Origin of the sequence: Paenibacillus pini JCM 16418, from assembly GCF_000576305.1 — a bacterium.
Lineage (GTDB): Bacteria > Bacillota > Bacilli > Paenibacillales > Paenibacillaceae > Paenibacillus_AQ > Paenibacillus_AQ pini.
Window position 1 is genome coordinate 187,908 of the sequence record NZ_BAVZ01000009.1, and the last position, 18,578, is coordinate 206,485.

The window sequence follows — 18,578 nt, forward strand, 5'->3', positions numbered from 1 at the left end:
ATCATCCGGCTTAAGCCTTGTAACAGAAGGCACTGTCCTACATATAGCAGGCCGTTCAGGGGTAGGATTCGGAAAGGATTCGCGGTAAATTCTCTCAGCCCATGGAATTTACTCTCTAACTAGCGCGCATAGCCTATCGTACTGGTCCCATCAACACGTTTGAGGATTTCGACATATGGTTTGTAAGGAAAATTAGCTACCTTCACAATCCATGGATTTAAAATAGAATACCACGTAAAAGATACCTTTGCAAAAAAATTATCCAAATAGATTCAGCTTCCCAATTCGGTGTACAGCCTCTTGGAGACGCTCCTCAGAGGTTAAAAGTCCGACACGGACGTATCCTTCACCATACTGTCCAAATCCAATTCCCGGAGCAACTGCTACTTTAGCTTCGCTGAGTAGCAGATCTGCAAAGGAGGAAGAGGTATGGCCTTTAGGAACAGGCAGCCAACTAAAGAAGGAGCCGCTAGGTTTAATGGCATCCCAACCGATATCTTTGAGACCTGTAAACAAAGCTTCACGGCGAGAAGCATAGCGAGATACGAGCTTCTCAACACAGTCCTGTGGACTCGTGAGGGCAGTTGCTGCCGCGGCTTGAATGCCGCCAAACAAACTAACATATACATGGTCCTGAAGCGAATTGATGAGCTTAATAATTTCAGGGTTACCTAGGGCAAAGCCTACACGCCACCCGGCCATATTGTATGTTTTGGACAAGGTATAGAATTCGACGCCGACATCTTTGGCACCTGGTGTCTGTAGAAAGCTAACAGGACGCTGTCCATCAAACCCGATTGCGCCGTATGCGAAATCACTCGCGACAACTATATTATTTTGGGCGGCAAACTCGACCGTATCTTTATAGAAGGAAGGCGGAGCCGTAGCAGCGGTCGGATTATTCGGATAGTTCAGGAACATCAGCTTCGCCCGCTGCCGATCCACTTCTGAAATTCGGCTATAATCCGGAAGAAAACCATTATTTTGTGTTAGCGGCATAAATGACATTTCGGCACGAGCGAGTGCAACACCAGACCAATAATCTGGATATCCTGGATCAGGAACTAAGCAAAGGTCACCGGGATTAAGCAAAATTTGCGGTAGTTGCACGAGTCCTGTTTTACCACCAAAGAGGATCGCCACCTCATTTTCTGGATCAAGCTGAACACCATAGTCTTCTAAATAACGTTTCGCTATTGCTTCTTTCAAAAAAGTGAAACCCGTAAACGGCGAATATTTATGATAAAGAGGGTTTGCGGCCGCTTCGGCAAGTGAAGTTACAATATGGTTTGGAGTAGGTGTGTCTGGGTTTCCTTGTCCTAAATTAATGACGTCATGCCCAGCTGCAATTTCACGGTTGACCTTCTGCACGAGTGTGGCGAAGAACTGAGTAGGGAGCTGATTCATAATGTCAGCAGGATTAATCTGAAAATTAGATGTTAAAGATGATCGTTGATTATGTAATTCTGATGGTTTCATGATTGATCACTCCGGTCTTGACAAAAAATAGAATAGATTTAATTTATCATGATTTAACCGAGCTGTATAGGGGGAATAAGGGGTCTTGCCAGTTGGCGTTATGGGAGGATATGATGGTTTACAATTATAAATGATGTTACAAACAATAGAGTAATGATTTGGGAGGAAGATCCATGACTCATAATAAACAGTATCCATTAAACATTTCGTTAATTCAAGCAGATATAACGATTGGACAGCCAGAGCAAAATCAGAAGCATTTAGAGATTCTGATGACACAAGCAGTGCTTGCTGAGAAAAAGCCAGATGTGCTTATCCTGCCGGAAATGTGGAATACAGGCTACGCTTTGGAACAAATCCAGCAACTTGCTGATCCTAATGGACAGGTAAGCCAAGCGTGGTTGTCTGATTTTGCTGCGAAACATAGTGTTATGCTTATCGGTGGATCGGTTGCCGAGAAAGTTGGGGATCAGGTATACAATACGATGTACATTTTTGATCGTAATGGTGAAGCTGTAGGTAAATATTCCAAGCTACATTTGTTCCGTTTAATGGATGAAGATAAGCATCTAACCGCAGGCGAAGAACTGGTTACCTTCGAACTTGATTCTGACTTTCAGGCTGGAGTTTCGATATGCTATGATATCCGTTTTCCCGAACTAGCTCGCAGTTTAGCTTTAGGTGGGGCAAAGGTACTGATCGTGCCTGCACAATGGCCGCATCCTCGTCTTCATCATTGGCGTACACTTCTTATGGCAAGAGCGATCGAAAATCAAATGTACGTCATCGCATGCAACCGTGTTGGAACAAGTGGCAATTCCACATTCTTCGGGCATTCCATGATTATTGATCCATGGGGCGAAATTATCGCCGAAGGCACCGAGGCAGAAGAAATCGTCACTGGCGAGATTGTGCCTGAGCTAGTGGATGAGGTACGTAACCGTATTCCTGTGTTCGAGGACAGACGCCCAGATATTTATTCCGTGAAATAAGGCTTAGGGAAGTTAACAATACTAAGGAAATAAAATTGATGGATGAGTAATGCAGTGAGGTAGCTACCTCGTTGTGTTGCTCATTTTTTATCTCTAAAAATAGTACATCTAGGTTATTAAAATTTTGTTCATTGCTGAGGACGATATTATCAAGTACTGACTACTCAAGCTCCCATAATATGGTATTGTTATGCCAACCTTATATTTATTGAAGATTAAAATTGTATTAATAAAGAGAGGTGTTACGTTATGCCGATTAGAAAAATAAGAATCAAGCCAAAGCAGATTATATCGTGGGTCATGATTGTACTAATTGTAGCATTATTTTTGTTATATGCTTTTGTCGTTGTTAATGATAAACCCGGTGGATTATCAGATTGGCGAATGTCACGTGTTATCGGATTGAAAAGTACGATTCGTATTCCAATTGGTAAGACTCCAGATGAGGCTGTTCAAAAGTTTCGCATGTTCTCATCAATGGATGTTATTCATCGTGAGAGAGTGGATGGGGGCAGCATATTATTTATTAACAGATCCCCTCAAAAGGAGGGAAGTTATCTTCAAGTTGAATATGTAAGAGAAACATGGCTTGGATGGAAATGGGTTTGGGGTGGGGGATACGGAATCGGAAAAAGCGATTCTCCTCAAGCTAAGCCAGCGTTAAATTACATGAGTATGCCCGAAGTAGAAAATGTCTCTACTCCTTTTCCCATCGTATTTGGAGATATCTTGGATTCATCGATTAAGAACGTGACTGTTGAGAGCAAGAGTATAGGTAAACATAAAGCAAAATTGAGTGCAATAAATTCTGAGAAAAGAATTTGGTTCGTACTACTACCCTCTTTGGAATTCATTCCTTTTGTTATTAAAGGTTTTAACGAAAAGGGTGAGCTACTCGCATTTAAGACCATAACCGACCCAAGAGACATGGGTCTTATAGATCTAAGAAAATAATTCTTACGATTGGAACATTTCATTGAATGCAAGGATAATGTTTATTAGCATATGCTGTTAAAAAACTACTTCCTTTGCTCGCATAATCAGATATTTTATAGTAGAATAATGTCTCTGTAACACTAAATGATTATGAGGTGTATGAATGTCTATTAATTTCACCAAAGCGATTGTTAGCCAGCTACAACGGGAAATCGCTGAGCTAGAAAGCAAAAGCATGGACGAGAAGAATAAAAAAGATAAAGCTCTTTCTAAAATTAATCAATTGCAAAGAGATATGAAAATAAGCCAATCGCACAACGATTTAAGTAGTAAAATGACGAGGGTAAACAAGCTAGAAGAAGAGATTAAAAATAGTAATCGCCTACAAGCGGATCTTTCTAAGCAGTTAGTGACGAAAAAAGCTTTGCTTGAAAAGAATCTCTCTAAATAAACACACCAAAGAGTAAAATGTTAATCGTTCGAAAATAAGAAATGGATAGAGCCTCAGATGTTCTCTGAAGACTCTATCCATTTTTTCATTAATAATCCCCTATACATTTAATCCATCAATTCATTCATCGTTTTCTTGAATGTCTCAATGAAAGCTTCGGCGGCCTTGGATAAGTAACGTCCACGGCGGTACGCAACCACGAGCGTCCGACTCGGAACCGGATCTGCCAGTGGCAAATATACGGGAACGAATTCGCTACGGGGCGCCCGAGCAATGAAGCGGGGAACAAGTGTGATTCCCATGCCTGTTGCTACGAGGGACTGTACAGTCTCCATATTGTTGCTCTCAAAGACAACATGCGGATCAAATCCGGCCTGATGGCAAAGATCGAAGGTCATTTTGCGGAAACCTTGCCCCTTCTTGAGCACGATAAAAGATTCACCGCTTAGTTCGCTGATTTTGACCGGCATTGGATGGTCACTTTGTGCGCGAACAGCGAGTGGGTGATTTGCAGGTACAGCTAGATCAATCATTTCCTCGCCAATGGCCTCATACGTCAAGGAGGGCTCCATCAATGGTAGGGAGAGAAGACTTAAATCGGTCTTGCCAGCGGCAGTCAGCTTCTCTAGATTCATGGATGAATCCTCAAGCAGTGTAATTTCAATATCCGGATACTGACGTTTAAAGGAAGGCAGCACATGTGGAAGTAAATGCGCACCGGTAATCGGCATACTACCGATTACAACTTTGCCAGTGCGGAGCTCTGAAATGTCGGCCATTTCCTGACGCAATAGATCTACCGCATCCATAATCTTTTGGGCTTGCTCCATAAATTTCTCTCCAGCATGAGTCACTTCTACTGTACTCGTATTGCGCTGGAAGAGTAGCACACCTAGTTCTTTCTCAAGTTTGGAGAGCTGCTGGCTTAAGGAAGGCTGAGCAATGTGGAGTTTCTCGGCAGCTCGGGAGAAATTACGTTCGGCAGCAATTTGTAATGCGTATTGAAGTTGTCTTAATTCCATATCTTATCGATCCTCATCATCATAGTGTTAAGTATAGTATAGAAACATTAGAGGAAAATAGCTATGAACCGAGTAGATGAAGGCTCTCATGGAGATTAATTTAAATCTCTACCCACAAAGAAACAAAGATGAAGAGTACATAAAGTAAGATCGGAAGTAGCAGCGCAGTGACGCATAAAAACCATAACCAAGGCGTTCGTACTATTTCTTTAACTGCTTCTTTGAAAGATATGTAGGTCAAGGGTGATAAAGTCGATTTTCTATTTACATCACTTAGGTATGAAACAATGTGCTTTAGAGCCTTTTCTTTCTGAGTTTCATCAAAGCTGTCTAGCTTAAGCTGTAATTGTTGTTCTAATTGTTGAATATTTTTCAGACATATTCTCACCTCATAACTAATATACCATTATTTTACTATTAGGAGACTGCTAATACATAATAATGGAATGATAACAAATAACAAACGAATTACACCGTGACTGAAATAATTAAAATAAGGTACAATTATGTAATAACTACTTTTGGAGGAAACATAATGGAAACTGAAGAGGAACAAAAACAACAAGCCATACCAGCAGAAGATGAAGAAGGTAACTTCAAACTTTTATTTGCAGATAAGATCTTAGATGTGAAGTCTGAGGTTGAGGATGACCCAGATAGTGCTGCAATATTCTATTATGAAGATGGTAAAACATATCAATACATTCACAGTGAAAAAGCTATGGCACAATTCAATGAGTGGATGGAATCTGGAGAAGACGAATAATATATTAAAATTAGTCGCCGATAGGTGGCTTTTTTTATGTCTAGGCAGTAGCTTTCGTTCATAGTTATTTCCTATAAGTTTTATAGATATTATATCTTGGAACAATTAAGACGAAGATGTTATATTTATTTCATTCAAGAGATTACCGTAAATCTAGGATCTCTTCCAAGGAACGAAACCATAATTGGGGTGAAATTGATGAGTAAAAAGACGATGTTTGAGAAAATTTGGGATAATCACGTAATTCATCAAGAAGAGGGCAAGCCGAGCATTTTGTACATCGATTTGCATCTTGTACACGAAGTAACATCTCCACAGGCATTTGAAGGTCTACGACTGAGCGGTCGTAAAGTACGCCGCCCAGAATTAACTTTCGCTACCATGGATCATAACGTTCCAACAAAGGATCGTTTCAACATTAAAGATCCAATTTCGAAGCAACAAATTGATACACTATCGCAAAACTGCCGTGATTTCGGCGTTACTTTGTTCGATTTGAACACAGTTGACCAAGGTGTAGTACACGTTATGGGACCTGAGCTAGGTCTTACTCATCCGGGTAAAACGATTGTTTGTGGTGATAGCCACACCTCTACACACGGAGCATTCGGTGCACTAGCATTCGGTATTGGTACGAGCGAAGTTGAACACGTTATGGCAACGCAGTGTCTACAACAGAGCAAAGCGAAGACAATGGAAATTCGTTTTACTGGCAACCGTAAACCAGGCGTAACTGCGAAGGACTTAATCCTCGGCGTTATTGCTAAATATGGTACAGATTTTGCAACAGGTTACGTTATCGAGTATACAGGTGAAGCGATTCGTAAATTGACGATGGAAGAGCGTATGACTGTATGTAATATGTCCATCGAAGGTGGAGCAAGAGCGGGTATGATCGCACCAGATGAGACTACTTTTGAATATCTGCGTGGTCGTCAATACGTTCCACAGGGCAGCAACTATGACACTGCTGTGGAAACTTGGAAACAGCTCGTAACGGATGAAGGCGCTGTATATGATCTAGTTCTTGAGTTTGATGTGGAAACTTTGATTCCGCAAGTTACTTGGGGAACAAGTCCTGGTATGGGTACTGACATTACGTCTAGCGTACCGGTTCCAGCTGAACTTCCTACAGAGAACGAACGTAAAGCCGCTGAGAAGGCACTTGAGTACATGGGACTTACACCAGGTACGCCAATCACGCAAATTGATATAGATTATGTATTTATTGGTTCATGTACAAATGGTCGTATTGAAGACCTTCGTGCTGCTGCTGAGGTAGCAAGAGGACATAAAGTATCAGATAAAGTTACAGCAATCGTCGTTCCTGGTTCAGGACGTGTTAAGATTCAAGCGGAAGAAGAAGGACTCGATCTAATTTTCACTGCTGCAGGATTTGAATGGCGCGATGCGGGTTGCAGTATGTGCCTAGCGATGAACCCTGACGTGCTTGAACCAGGACAACGCTGTGCATCTACTTCTAATCGTAACTTCGAAGGCCGTCAAGGCCGTGGTGGACGTACGCATCTGGTTTCACCAGCTATGGCAGCAGCGGCAGCGATCAAAGGTCGTTTTGTAGATGTACGGAATTGGGATTTTATAACTGACGTGGTTAGCTAGGGAGGAGTTATTAATATGGAAGCATTCACTAAATTAACAGGTATTGTTGCACCCGTTGACCGGGTCAATGTAGATACCGACGCTATTATTCCTAAACAATTTTTGAAACGTATTGAACGTACAGGCTTTGGACAATTCCTATTCTTTGAATGGAGATTTGACGAGCAAGGGAATGTGAACGAGAATTTCGAGATGACCAAGCCACGTTACGAAGAAGCTTCAGTACTCGTTTCTAGAGCGAATTTCGGATGTGGTTCCTCACGTGAGCATGCGCCTTGGGCGATTATGGATTATGGTTTTAAATGTGTCATCGCTCCTTCTTTTGCAGATATTTTCTACAATAACTGCTTCAAGAATGGTATTCTTCCTATTAAATTGTCAGAAGAGCAAGTAGAAGATCTGTTCCAGCGTACTGCCGCTCATGAAGGATACCAACTGAATGTAGATTTGGAGAATAAGACATTGAACGATGATTACGGACTTCATATCGACTTCGATTTGGATGAACACCGTCGTCAATTCTTGCTACAAGGGCTAGATGATATTGGTCTGACACTCCAGCATGAGGATGAAATTTCTGCTTATGAACAAAAGCGTGCTGCGGCAGCTTTAGTGTAATAGCATATTATTTCTAGTGAAATAAATATCGAATTTTAAGAAGCTTTTATCTTCTTTTAAAGAGGATAGAAGCTTCTTTGCGTATTTAGGTAAAATAATGTAATTTCTCGGCAGGAAAACAACCGCCTTATAGCGAATATTTGTCGTATCCTACAGTTAATGATTTTTTTATATAGATTTCGTCGTATCGTCATGCAAATCACAAAAAATAAGATTTTGGCAGAGGTGGAAGATGAAGAAATTTGGATTTTTAATGTTTTTGTTGGTGTTTGTCGTAATGTTCTCGTCCCAGCATCAAGTTTCAGCAGCGGCTTCGGCTAAGAAGATTCCGATTATTCTGGATGGTAAGACGTTGAAGGTTACCGGAAAAGCGGAAGTTACAAATGTTAACAGCAGTGTGATGGTTCCTTTTCGCGTTGTGGGAGAGAATCTGGGATTTGATGTGAAATGGGATCAGAAGTCTCAGAAGGTTACATTGAAGAAGGCTGGCAAGACCATTGAACTTTCTGTTAATAAGACAACGGCTACTGTCGATGGGAAAAAGGTTACAATGCTCAATCCCCCTCTTATGAAAAATGAGAGTGTTATCGTTCCGATTCGCTTTGTGAGTGAACAAATGGGGATTCATGTCAGTTATGATGGCGTCAACAAAGCGGTTTATTTAACAACAACGGATGAGCAGACTCCTGTTCAAGATTCGGATACTAGTAAAGGAAATGGTAAAACTCCAATTGTTCCTGAACCGCCAACTAAGACTCCATCTACAACAGTTCCATCGATAACGCCTCCTCCGACAACAGGTAAGCCTTCTACACCGGATGGCAACTCGAGTGGTGGCAAGACACCAACATCAGGCTCAACGGAGCCAGGAGAAGTGATTGATCCTATTCCTGCTGCTAAGGGAGCGCAGGTGAGTGGAATTAGCTTTAGTGAGAATCGTCTAATGGTCGCAATTGATGGTGATCAAACGATCAAACCTAATGTTTTTAAGATGACAAATCCGGACCGTATAGTTGTCGATCTTCCAAAAACGGTCTTTTCAGAATTATTTACTAGTACTCAGTCTCTGAATGCTGGCAACCAAGGACAATTGAGCGTTACAGATTATCCAGACGTGTCTAATATTCGTTATTCTGTATTCAGCAATAATCCACCTACCGTTCGAATTGTAATGGATTTAAATGGTCCCAAAGCATACTCCGTATATAACGGGGATTCGGGTTCAGGACTTATCATTATAGATTTAAATACCTCTGATAATTCACCATCAGTGCCAGTGGGTAATAACGGTAAGAAAGTCGTTGTTATCGACGCTGGACATGGCAATCAAGATCCAGGGACTATCGGTGTTACTGGAAAGAAGGAGAAAGATTTTAATTTAGCTATGGCTCAGAAAGTTGGACAACTTCTATCGAATGAGTCAGGTATTGATGTGGTATTAACTCGGAGTGACGATACTTTCCTGAAGCTTGAGGAACGAGCCAAAATTGCTAATAGTCTGAATGCGGATGTGTTTATTTCTATTCATGCTAATAGCTCGACGTCTTCTGCTGCCAGTGGTAGCGAAACCTATTATCAGCGTGATGGAAGTAAAGCATTGGCTAGTGTTATGCATAAGTACTTGGTGAAATCGACAGGACTTAGTGACCGTAAAGTGCGCTATGGTAATTTTCATGTCATTCGTGAAACGAAAATGCCTGCAGTTCTGCTGGAAGTGGGTTACCTAAGTAATGGAAAAGATGAGTCTACCCTCTTTACTGAAAGTGTTCAAGACTCAGTCGCTCAAGGAATTGTGAGCGGAATCAAAGAATATTTGGGGATCAAGTAGGAATTCCTCAAGGAGGCAATAATATGAATAAAAAGATATGGTGTGCTGCACTGCTATCTATGGTCGTGGTTGTGGGTACAGGGTGTGGACAGAAACCTGATACGTCTGCCGAGCCTGCTCCAACAGAACAAGGTAGTACGTCAAATACACCAGATGATAGCACGAATACTGCAAATGCTGCAGGATCTGAACAACCTTCGAATACAGTGAATACTACTAATAATGGCACCACGACAACGACTGTTGAGACATCAACAACAGAAAAGAAGCAGAAGATTGATGTCTATTATACCGATCCACAGGAATTAGAACTCAAGAAGAGCCAGCAGGAAATCAAGTTCAGTGACGATATTCATAAATATAAAGAGGCATACAAAGCTTTACAGAACAGCCTTGACAAAGAGCTTATTCCATTGTGGAGCAAAATTGAGCTAAAATCATTAGACATTAAGAATGGAGCCCTAACAATGGATATCCATATGCCAGATGAAGCACGTCTTGGATCAGGTGGAGAGCAGTATGCTCTTGACGCTTTATCAAACACGATGTTTCAGTTTGATGAAGTTAAGTCTCTTGAATTGCTTGTAGATGGTAAGAAAGTGGAAAGTTTAATGGGCCATGTTGATCTGGAGCACCCAATGGTAAGAAGATAGGAATCAAAATTAATAGTTATAAGAAGAAGCTTCTTATTCCCAAGTGGAATGTAGAGGCTTTTTTATATTTATATTGGAAATAAATGCATTTTAATTTGCGTAAATGTATAAAAAACTATGTTTAAAGACCTTGATTTCACTCAAACTTTTGCATAAAGAGGAATATATTCGCAACTTTTAACGGGATTACACGTCTAAAGTATGTCTGGTAATGTCGAGGTAAATGCCGAGCCGAAACGTCAGGAGTAAATGAAAAAATAAAAATAGTAGGGGTGAACAATGAAGAGATTTAGTTTTATGTTGTTGTTTTTATTTGTCTTCATATTGGCGTTTCCTAGTAATGGACAGGCTGCGGCGGCGAGCACAAAGATAAATGTTGATGGTAATCTGCTTCAAATGCCAGCTCATGCAAATGTTGAAAATGTGAGCGGTAATATTATGATTCCATTTCGTGTCGTCGGTGAAAGTCTAGGGTTTGATGTCGCATGGGAGCAAAAGACGCGCACGGTAACTATACAGAAAGACAGTAAAGTTATTAAATTAGTTGTAAATCAAAAAACTGCTTATGTAGATGGAAACAAGATTTCGCTAGCAATTGCACCTATTCTTCGTACAGATACAGTGATTGTACCCGTTAGGTTTGTTAGTGAATCCATGGGAATGAGTGTCGGATGGGACAATCATTCCAAGACTGTTTTTATTAATACCCAGAATGGCGATGCTGGAAACGGCAATGGTGAAACTGGAACGACTCCAAATCCAGGTGCGGGTTCAGGAAGCAATAACGGATTAGCAGAATTAAGCGGATTGAGTTTCAGTGAAAATCGTTTGCTTCTAGCAACATCAGGAAATGTGAAAGTGAATACTTTCAAAATGGATGGCCCTAACCGCATTGTTATTGATTTGGCGAATACCAAATTCTCAGATACGTTTGGAAAGAGCTCTCCACTTGATGGAAACCTATCGGGATCTATTAAGGTGAGTGGGTATCCGGATGTTTCGAATGTAAGATATTCTTTGTATGACAATAATCCTTCTACAGTTAGAGTCGTTATAGACCTTAATTATGCTAAGAATTATAAATTGTACAATGAAAGTGGCATGTATATTATCGACTTAAACACATCAGACAGCGGTACTCCATCAACTCCAGTTGGAGGCGGTGGTAAGAAGATTGTAGTTATTGATGCTGGACATGGAGCTAAAGATCCAGGTACAAGTGGAGTTACGGGTAAGAAAGAGAAGGCGTTTAATCTAGCGGTAGCATTGAAAGTGGACAAGCTGCTTAAGCAGGAGTCAGGTATTGACGGCGTGTTAACACGAAGCGACGATACATTCCTAGAATTGAAAGATCGTGTCAAGATTGCTAGTGATCTTAAAGCTGATTTGTTCATCTCTATTCATGCGAACAGTGCTGGATCTTCTGTAGCCACAGGCACTGAAACCTATTATCAGCGCGAATCTAGTAAGGCGCTTGCGAAAGTAATGCATAAGTATCTGGTTCAGGCAACGGGTCTAACAGACCGCGGTGTGCGTTATGGTAATTTCCACGTTATTCGTGAAACTAAAATGCCAGCAGTATTACTTGAGGTCGGTTATCTAAGTAATAAGAACGATGAATCTGCATTATTCTCAGAGGCCCTGCAAAACAGGGTAGCACAAGGAATTGTTAAAGGTATAAAGGAATATCTTGGACTATAATCTATCAAACGTATGATTCGTAATTGATAGTTCACTTGTATGAAAGGTATATGTTACAAAGGAGGCGGCAGAGATGAATAGAAAGATATGGTGCGCAGGACTCTTAACACTAGTTATGATTATCGGAACTGGCTGTGGGGAGAAGGCTTTGTCTGGAACAGACAGCACACAGCAGCAGAATGCAGCCGGTCAGAATCAAGTCGATGATAAAGATCCTGTTACTGTAAAACCTAACACAGATAAAGAGACGGTAGCTAAACCAGATTCAGGTACTCAAACTAAGCCGGAATCTGAAAAAACACCGCCTAAAGATCCGGACAAGAGTTCGTCAATGAAGAAAGAAAAGATTGACGTTTACTACACCGATCCGCAAGAAATGGAACTAAAAAAATCTCAGAAAGAGATTAGTTTTCAAGACGAGCTGGGGAAATACAAAGAAGCGTATAAATCACTACAGTCTAGTAATTCGGCTGATTTAGTATCTTTATGGGCTAAAGTAGAGCTTAAAAGCTTGGTTTATAAGGATGGGGCAATGACGATGGATGTTCATTTGCCAGACGAAGCTAGACTTGGAGCAGGTGGAGAGCAATATGCTCTAGACGCTCTTAAAAATACAATGTTTCAGTTTAATGAAGTGAAATCGGTTGAGCTATTGGTAGATGGCGCTAAAGTTGAAAGCTTGATGGGCCATGTCGATTTAGATCATCCAATGACAAAAAACTGAAAAGTATAGGGGAAAAAGCAGGAGCTTAAAGCCTAGTTGTCGAACATGGTTTAACATGGATTTTGATGTAGTAGAGAGAGGGGAAAAAGAATGTCTTCCACACGTAACAATAATTCTTCAAAACAATCCCGAAAAATAGTTTCAGCCATGCTTGTCAGTATGATGGCTTTAAGCTCCGGCACAGCTGTTTTTGCCGACGGAGCGGTAACCACCGCTGCAACATCTGTTGCTTCATCTAGTCAATTTAGTGATGTTAAAAGCGGTTACTGGGCTGAGAAACATATTTATAAACTAGCGGCTCAAAGTATTCTACTCGGTAACAACGGTTTGTTTCGTCCTAATGATTATGTAACACAACAAGAAGCTGTAACCATGGCCATTCGGTTTGCTGGACTTGAGAATAAGTTAAGTACTAGCGGGGCAGTGGCATTACCGACAAATGTGAAAGTTAATAATTATTTCAAGCCATACGTTGCTTTAGCATTCCAACAAAATCTTCTAAACAAGCAATCAGAGATCGCTTCATTACCTGCAGGTTCAAAAGACTCATGGGGCGAGCATAAAGCAAGCCGTGAGTGGATTACAGAAGTGCTTGTGCGTGCAATTGGAAAAGAAGCTGAGGCTTCTTCCTCTGCTACTAAAGCTACGACGTTTGCAGACAACAGTAAAATTTCTGCATCCAAGCGTGGTTTTGTTAATGTAGCACTTGATATGGGTCTGACAAACGGTATGGATGGAAACCGTTTTGATCCACAAGGAACGGTTACACGGGCACAGCTCGCTACTTTCTTCAGCCGTGCTGAAGCGTTTAACAATGTTCACTACAATAATTCAGCAGAAGGCATTATTACAGGCATTACGGGTAATAAACTGGAACTCTATGTTGACGGCAACATTCGCAGCTATACAGTAGATGCTTCCACGGCTTACTATACGAGTTCATCAGAGAGTAAAATTGCTTTGGCTGATTTAAAGCCATTCACTAAAGTAATGGTGATCGGCAGTACTGCTAAGGTATCATATGTAGAGTTAACAGATTCCAAATTACAACTTGAAACAACCGAAGGTACATTCCAGAAGTTGTCTCCAGGTAATATTCTCTGGGTTGAAGCTAATAATACTTTCTTACAGTTTTCTTATGATGCTGGAACGACCTTCCTGGATCAGAATGGTGCCAAGATTGATGCAACTGCACTTGCAGTAGGCAGCAAGATTGCGATTCAGAAAGAAACGTTTAGCAGTGCTAAGAAGACCGTTATTGTTCAAGTGAAATCGGGAATAATTAATAAAACGGGTACAGGCACGTTACAAAGCGTGGATACAGCGACCAAATCGGTAGTTCTTAAGAACGCATCAGGTGCGCTAGAGAGTTATACGTGGGATGATAACTCAGTCATTCGCTATAAGAATCAAATTTTACTTCCATCCGAACTGAAGAACGGGTCTACTGTGAATTTTACAGTCAAGAATAATGTAATTCAGTCGATAGAAGTAACCCAAAGCGTTGAACGTACAGTTCGTGGTTCTTTATATGAAGTAGGTACTAACGGTTCTACGATTACGTACAAGCGTGATGGTGGACAATTGGAAGTAAAACTACTTGCAGATAAACCTGAAATTGTAATTAGCGGCATTGCTGTTCCGACACTTGCTGATCTTAATGCAGACGCAACGGCAGGAGATCAGGTTGAACTTACCTTGAATCCACAAGATCAAGTAAGTAAAATTCAGGTGCTTAATCGTCAAATGGAACAAATGCGCGGCGCAACCGTTGTCTCTTATGAGCCAAAGACTAAATTTCTAACGTTGCTTGATACGAATAAGAAGCCTTACGTCGTGACTTTAGATGATAAAACGAAGTTAATTTATAGCACCAATAACCCGACTTTAACGGGAATTGAATCGTTGCTTACAACGAATCGGAAAGTTAACGTCAGTTATCTAAGCAATCGGGCACTTTCATTAGAAGTTATTTATCAGTACGAAGGCAAAGTAACAGCAATTGATGTTGCTGCGAAGAAATTGACTCTTCTAACCGCTGAAGGACAATCTATGAATTTAACTTTCTCAAATCCAACGATTGATGTCTATGGTAAGAGTAATTCGGTTCTTTCAGATGTGAAGGTGGGTAATTCCATCGCTGCTGTGTTGAATGCAAATCAAGATTCAGTGCAAAGCATTCTTGTTAAATCTTCCATGCAGTTTGAACTTGTAGCGGTGGATACGGTGACTTCACGTGTTACACTGAAAAGTGATGGATCAACTTCACAGATTTACTTGGATAAAGCTGTGATCACAGGAGACAATGGACAAGTTATCCCATTAAATGAACTGCGCGCCGGTAATATCCTGAATGTTACTTTTAACGGTAGTACTCCTGCTTCTGCGCAAGTTGTGAAGTTAACGACAGGTCAAATCACGGCTGTTGATTCTTCCACATCTTCTCCAAGCATTACAGTCAAAAATTTCAGCGGCACAACGGAGACTTTTAAGCTAAATGGATCTCCTAAAATTGTGAATGCGAGTGGAAGTTCACTAAGTATTGGTAATCTGGCAGCAGGTAACCGTGTTGAAGTTAGGAAGGATGTTGACGGCAATGCTCTTGTAAAAGTGCTTGATACGGCATCAAAGTCCTACTGGAAATATGACAGTTATGCGAAGGAAATATTTGTGAAAGTTCAAAATGTCAATGAAATCAACCACTTCACGCTATCCCCTGGTGCTTATATACATCAAGGAGATACCATTTTGACCGTGCAATCCCTACAGGAAAATGATAATATTGTATTGTATTTCAATAACGGAACGGTTGTTGAAATTCAGAAACAATAGTATGCTTTGGGAATGGTCATGAGATACACCGTCTTGATGCGGGATCTTTCCCGTATCAAGACGTTTTTTTTGCAGGAGGTACCCATCATGAATGTTGCTACTGTTCGTTATATACTGGATTGTATCGGGGAGTTATTCCCTGACGCACATTGTGAGTTGAATCACAGTAATGCGTTTGAGCTTACGATCGCTGTACTTTTATCCGCTCAGTGTACGGATGAGACGGTGAATAAGGTAACGAAGGATTTATTTCAAAAGTATAGATCGCCCCAAGATTACGTGTCGGTTCCGCTTGAAGAATTAGAGCAGGATATCCGCCGTATTGGGCTTTACCGCAACAAGGCCAAGCACATCCATCATTTGTGCCTGCTGCTGATGGAACGGTATGGCGGTGAAGTGCCGAAGGAGCATGATCAGCTAATTCAGCTTCCTGGCGTGGGACGCAAAACAGCGAATGTAGTTGTTTCTAATGCTTTTGGAGTACCGGCAATTGCTGTGGATACTCATGTCGAGCGTGTTTCCAAAAGATTAGGGCTGGCAGGTTGGAAAGATTCGGTGCTGGAAGTGGAGAAAAAATTGATGAAGAAGGTTCCTCGAGATGAGTGGACTTTGACTCATCATCGTCTCATTTTTTTTGGAAGATACCACTGTAAGGCTCAGAATCCCAAATGCCAAGTTTGTCCACTGCTTGATGTGTGCCGTGAAGGAAAAAAACGTATGAAGACGTCCCTAATCAGACAAGATAAGAAGCATACAGGATAGGAAGAACAAAGATGGAGAAGGATGGGATGTTAATGAAGTGCATTTCGGTGTATACAGACAAATTTGAGTTATTTTCCGATATTTTCGAAGAAGTAATTAACTGCGAATTAGAAGAAAACGAAGAAAAAGAAGTAGATGGCATCACAGTTAGCCATTCTGGACAAGTTCCTGAGCACTACCTTGAGCGTATGTCCGTAAAACCAGAAGTTGTTGTAATGAAGGACAAGTCCCTTGGGCTAACCATTTTGCAACATGGTAAAGTGTTTGAAATTCTAGTTCCTGAGCTCGAAAGCGCATCAGTATAAGTTGGTGCTTTAGAGATTAGGCCTGATCATTCATAGACTGATCTCAATAAAACCGTTACTCACGGTTTTATTTTTTTTGCCCTTAGGTAAGGTAAGTGTTTTCCAACTCCACTTTGAATGCTACAATAAAACTTTGAGTGAACTCGATATTCTCATTTTTTTCATAAGCTTACTTAAGGGAGAGAAAGCAGCATGTCTAATGGCGTCAATGAGCCAGTTATAAATGAGGTACAAGATTCCTTACGTCCGCTTCACAATCAACTAGTAACGTGGGGAGATTCAAGATCTGCTAATCTGATCGGTGATTTGTTAGGTAAGGAAGCGGCGGGGGAAATGACCATTGCATTATGCGGACACTTCTCTGCAGGTAAGTCCAGTCTAATTAATTCCCTGTGTGGTAAAAAAGTGCTCCCTTCTGGACCCGTACCTACGAGCGCTAATGTTGTGTCTATTCGGAATGGTGAGCCGCGAGCGCTTATTTATCCTGCTGCCGCAAAACAATCAGCTAAAAGTCAGGAATCTGGTCAGGCGGATGTAACTAACGACCAGAAGAGCCTATCGCCAAAGGAAGTTTCTTTGGATGAATTATATACATATTGCACAAACGGTGGTGATTACGCTGCTGTTGAAGTGTGGGATCATGTACCGCTTCTTGGTTCTCATGGTGTACTTATGGATACTCCAGGTGTGGATTCAACAGATGATGGTCATCAGAAGGCTACTCACTCTGCGCTGCATCTTGCAGATGCTGTGCTGTATGTTATGGATTACAACCATGTTCAATCAGAGAATAATCTTGTATTTGCAAAGAGCTTATCCGATTGGGGTAAGCCGCTGTACTTGATCGTAAATCAGATCGATAAACATCGTGAACGTGAGCTTTCGTTTAGCAAATATCGTGAAGAGGTGGAAGCAGCTTTTAAACGATGGCAGGTAGATTATGAAAGTTTACTGTTCACATCTTTGAAAGTGAAGGATCATCCCTATAACCAGTGGGTATCATTAACAAAACTGATTACGGATTTAATTGATCAAAGAGAGCCCTTATTGACCTACAGTATTTCTTGCTCCGCTCATCATGTGGCTGAACAGTCATTAGAATCGTATCAGGCATCTCTACAGGACGAGAAGGCGGCATTGCTTGAAGAAATGGGAGGGGAAGAGCAGGCGGCAAAAGTTGAGGCAGAAACATCTCGCTTGCAGACCGAACTGTTACGGCTAGAACAACTCACGGCAACGGAACGTGACCTTATGCGCCGCGAAGTTGATTCTCTTCTAGATAATTCAAGTTTAACACCTGCTGATTTGCGGGAAATCGCTCGATTATTTCTAGAAAGCCGTAAACCTAAGTTTAAGATGGGTTTATTATTTTCAGGAAATAAGACGGAGCAGGAGAAGCAAGAACGTTTAGATCGTTTTGTTAAAGGGCTGCGGGAACAGGCTTCGGCTCAGATCGTTTGGCATCTTCAGCATTTGCTCCGTCGTTTTGGAGAGAAATATGGTGTTTGGAGCGAGTCTTTGCAGCACGAGCTAGAAGCAGCGACACCTGAGATTGGAGCAAAGCAAATTCTCGATTCCGTGCAGCCAGAGGCGATGTTGTCTGGCGAGTATGTGTTGAACTATTGCCGCCAGCTGTCGACAGAGCTTAAGGCAATGTATCGGCGTGCGGCGATTGATTTCGCCGAGCGTATACTGGTGGATGTTGCTGCATCCACCGCTGTTGAAGTGCAGCGCGTTCAGCAGGAGCTAAGCGAGCTGCATGAACAGTCTGCAGCGATCTCGCGCTATGCAGCATTGCAGCGCGGAATCGCTGAGCGCGCGGCAGCCACGCAGAAGCTGCTGCCGCCACGTCTTGAGCTCAGCCGCGGGGGCATTGCCCGCGGTGAGCG

General features: G+C 41.6%; 16 protein-coding genes. 14 read left to right on the forward strand and 2 right to left on the reverse strand.

The genetic code is table 11. The features are described from left to right. Positions 1–258: 258 nt before the first annotated feature. Entirely contained in the window at positions 259–1,479 is a 1,221-nt protein-coding gene (locus JCM16418_RS14555; RefSeq protein ID WP_052020308.1) for a pyridoxal phosphate-dependent aminotransferase, read from the reverse strand. Positions 1,480–1,652: 173 nt separating this feature from the next. Here JCM16418_RS14555 and JCM16418_RS14560 point away from each other — a divergent pair, with 173 nt between their 5' ends. The 3 genes from JCM16418_RS14560 (at position 1,653) to JCM16418_RS14570 (ending at position 3,858) form a co-directional block, all read left to right on the forward strand. Then, complete coding sequence (locus JCM16418_RS14560; RefSeq protein WP_036650200.1) at positions 1,653–2,471, forward strand: carbon-nitrogen family hydrolase; 819 nt, start codon at positions 1,653–1,655, stop codon at positions 2,469–2,471. Between the two features lie 249 nt (positions 2,472–2,720). Continuing rightward, on the forward strand, positions 2,721–3,425 hold the full coding sequence (locus tag JCM16418_RS14565) for a hypothetical protein (protein ID WP_242403848.1): 705 nt from the start codon (positions 2,721–2,723) through the stop codon (positions 3,423–3,425). A 145-nt stretch (positions 3,426–3,570) separates the two neighbouring features. After that, a complete protein-coding gene (locus JCM16418_RS14570) occupies positions 3,571–3,858 on the forward strand; it encodes a hypothetical protein (protein ID WP_036650203.1) in 288 nt (95 codons plus the stop codon). 107 nt (positions 3,859–3,965) lie between these two features. Here JCM16418_RS14570 and JCM16418_RS14575 read toward each other — a convergent pair whose 3' ends face one another. Next, positions 3,966–4,880 carry a LysR family transcriptional regulator gene (locus tag JCM16418_RS14575; protein WP_036650206.1) on the reverse strand — a complete coding sequence of 305 codons (915 nt, stop codon included), beginning with the start codon at positions 4,878–4,880 and terminating at the stop codon, positions 3,966–3,968. A 535-nt stretch (positions 4,881–5,415) separates the two neighbouring features. Between JCM16418_RS14575 and JCM16418_RS14580 the strand changes: the two genes are divergently transcribed. The 11 genes from JCM16418_RS14580 to JCM16418_RS14630 form a co-directional block, all read left to right on the forward strand. Then, a complete protein-coding gene (locus tag JCM16418_RS14580; protein WP_036650209.1) occupies positions 5,416–5,646 on the forward strand; it encodes a hypothetical protein in 231 nt (76 codons plus the stop codon). A 198-nt stretch (positions 5,647–5,844) separates the two neighbouring features. Then, entirely contained in the window at positions 5,845–7,266 is a 1,422-nt protein-coding gene (gene leuC / locus JCM16418_RS14585; protein ID WP_036650211.1) for a 3-isopropylmalate dehydratase large subunit, read from the forward strand. A 15-nt stretch (positions 7,267–7,281) separates the two neighbouring features. Further along, on the forward strand, positions 7,282–7,884 hold the full coding sequence (leuD, locus tag JCM16418_RS14590) for a 3-isopropylmalate dehydratase small subunit (protein ID WP_036650213.1): 603 nt from the start codon (positions 7,282–7,284) through the stop codon (positions 7,882–7,884). Between the two features lie 265 nt (positions 7,885–8,149). After that, positions 8,150–9,712: an N-acetylmuramoyl-L-alanine amidase gene (locus tag JCM16418_RS14595; RefSeq protein ID WP_444543855.1), complete on the forward strand. Its 1,563-nt coding sequence runs from the start codon at positions 8,150–8,152 to the stop codon at positions 9,710–9,712. Between the two features lie 23 nt (positions 9,713–9,735). Further along, a complete protein-coding gene (locus JCM16418_RS14600) occupies positions 9,736–10,365 on the forward strand; it encodes a GerMN domain-containing protein (RefSeq protein ID WP_036650216.1) in 630 nt (209 codons plus the stop codon). A gap of 279 nt (positions 10,366–10,644) precedes the next feature. Then, positions 10,645–12,066: an N-acetylmuramoyl-L-alanine amidase family protein gene (locus JCM16418_RS14605; RefSeq protein ID WP_036650218.1), complete on the forward strand. Its 1,422-nt coding sequence runs from the start codon at positions 10,645–10,647 to the stop codon at positions 12,064–12,066. Positions 12,067–12,139: 73 nt separating this feature from the next. Then, positions 12,140–12,790 (forward strand): GerMN domain-containing protein, encoded by a 651-nt coding sequence (locus JCM16418_RS14610; RefSeq protein WP_036650220.1) that lies wholly within the window; start codon positions 12,140–12,142, stop codon positions 12,788–12,790. A gap of 90 nt (positions 12,791–12,880) precedes the next feature. Beyond that, positions 12,881–15,622, forward strand: coding sequence for an S-layer homology domain-containing protein (locus JCM16418_RS14615; RefSeq protein ID WP_036650222.1), 2,742 nt, complete (start codon positions 12,881–12,883; stop codon positions 15,620–15,622). A gap of 87 nt (positions 15,623–15,709) precedes the next feature. Beyond that, entirely contained in the window at positions 15,710–16,384 is a 675-nt protein-coding gene (gene nth, locus JCM16418_RS14620; RefSeq protein WP_036650224.1) for an endonuclease III, read from the forward strand. A gap of 32 nt (positions 16,385–16,416) precedes the next feature. Next, positions 16,417–16,689 carry a hypothetical protein gene (locus JCM16418_RS14625; RefSeq protein WP_036650286.1) on the forward strand — a complete coding sequence of 91 codons (273 nt, stop codon included), beginning with the start codon at positions 16,417–16,419 and terminating at the stop codon, positions 16,687–16,689. A 192-nt stretch (positions 16,690–16,881) separates the two neighbouring features. Continuing rightward, positions 16,882–18,578 (forward strand): dynamin family protein (locus JCM16418_RS14630; RefSeq protein ID WP_172679233.1); only part of this gene is annotated, 1,697 nt, incomplete at its 3' end.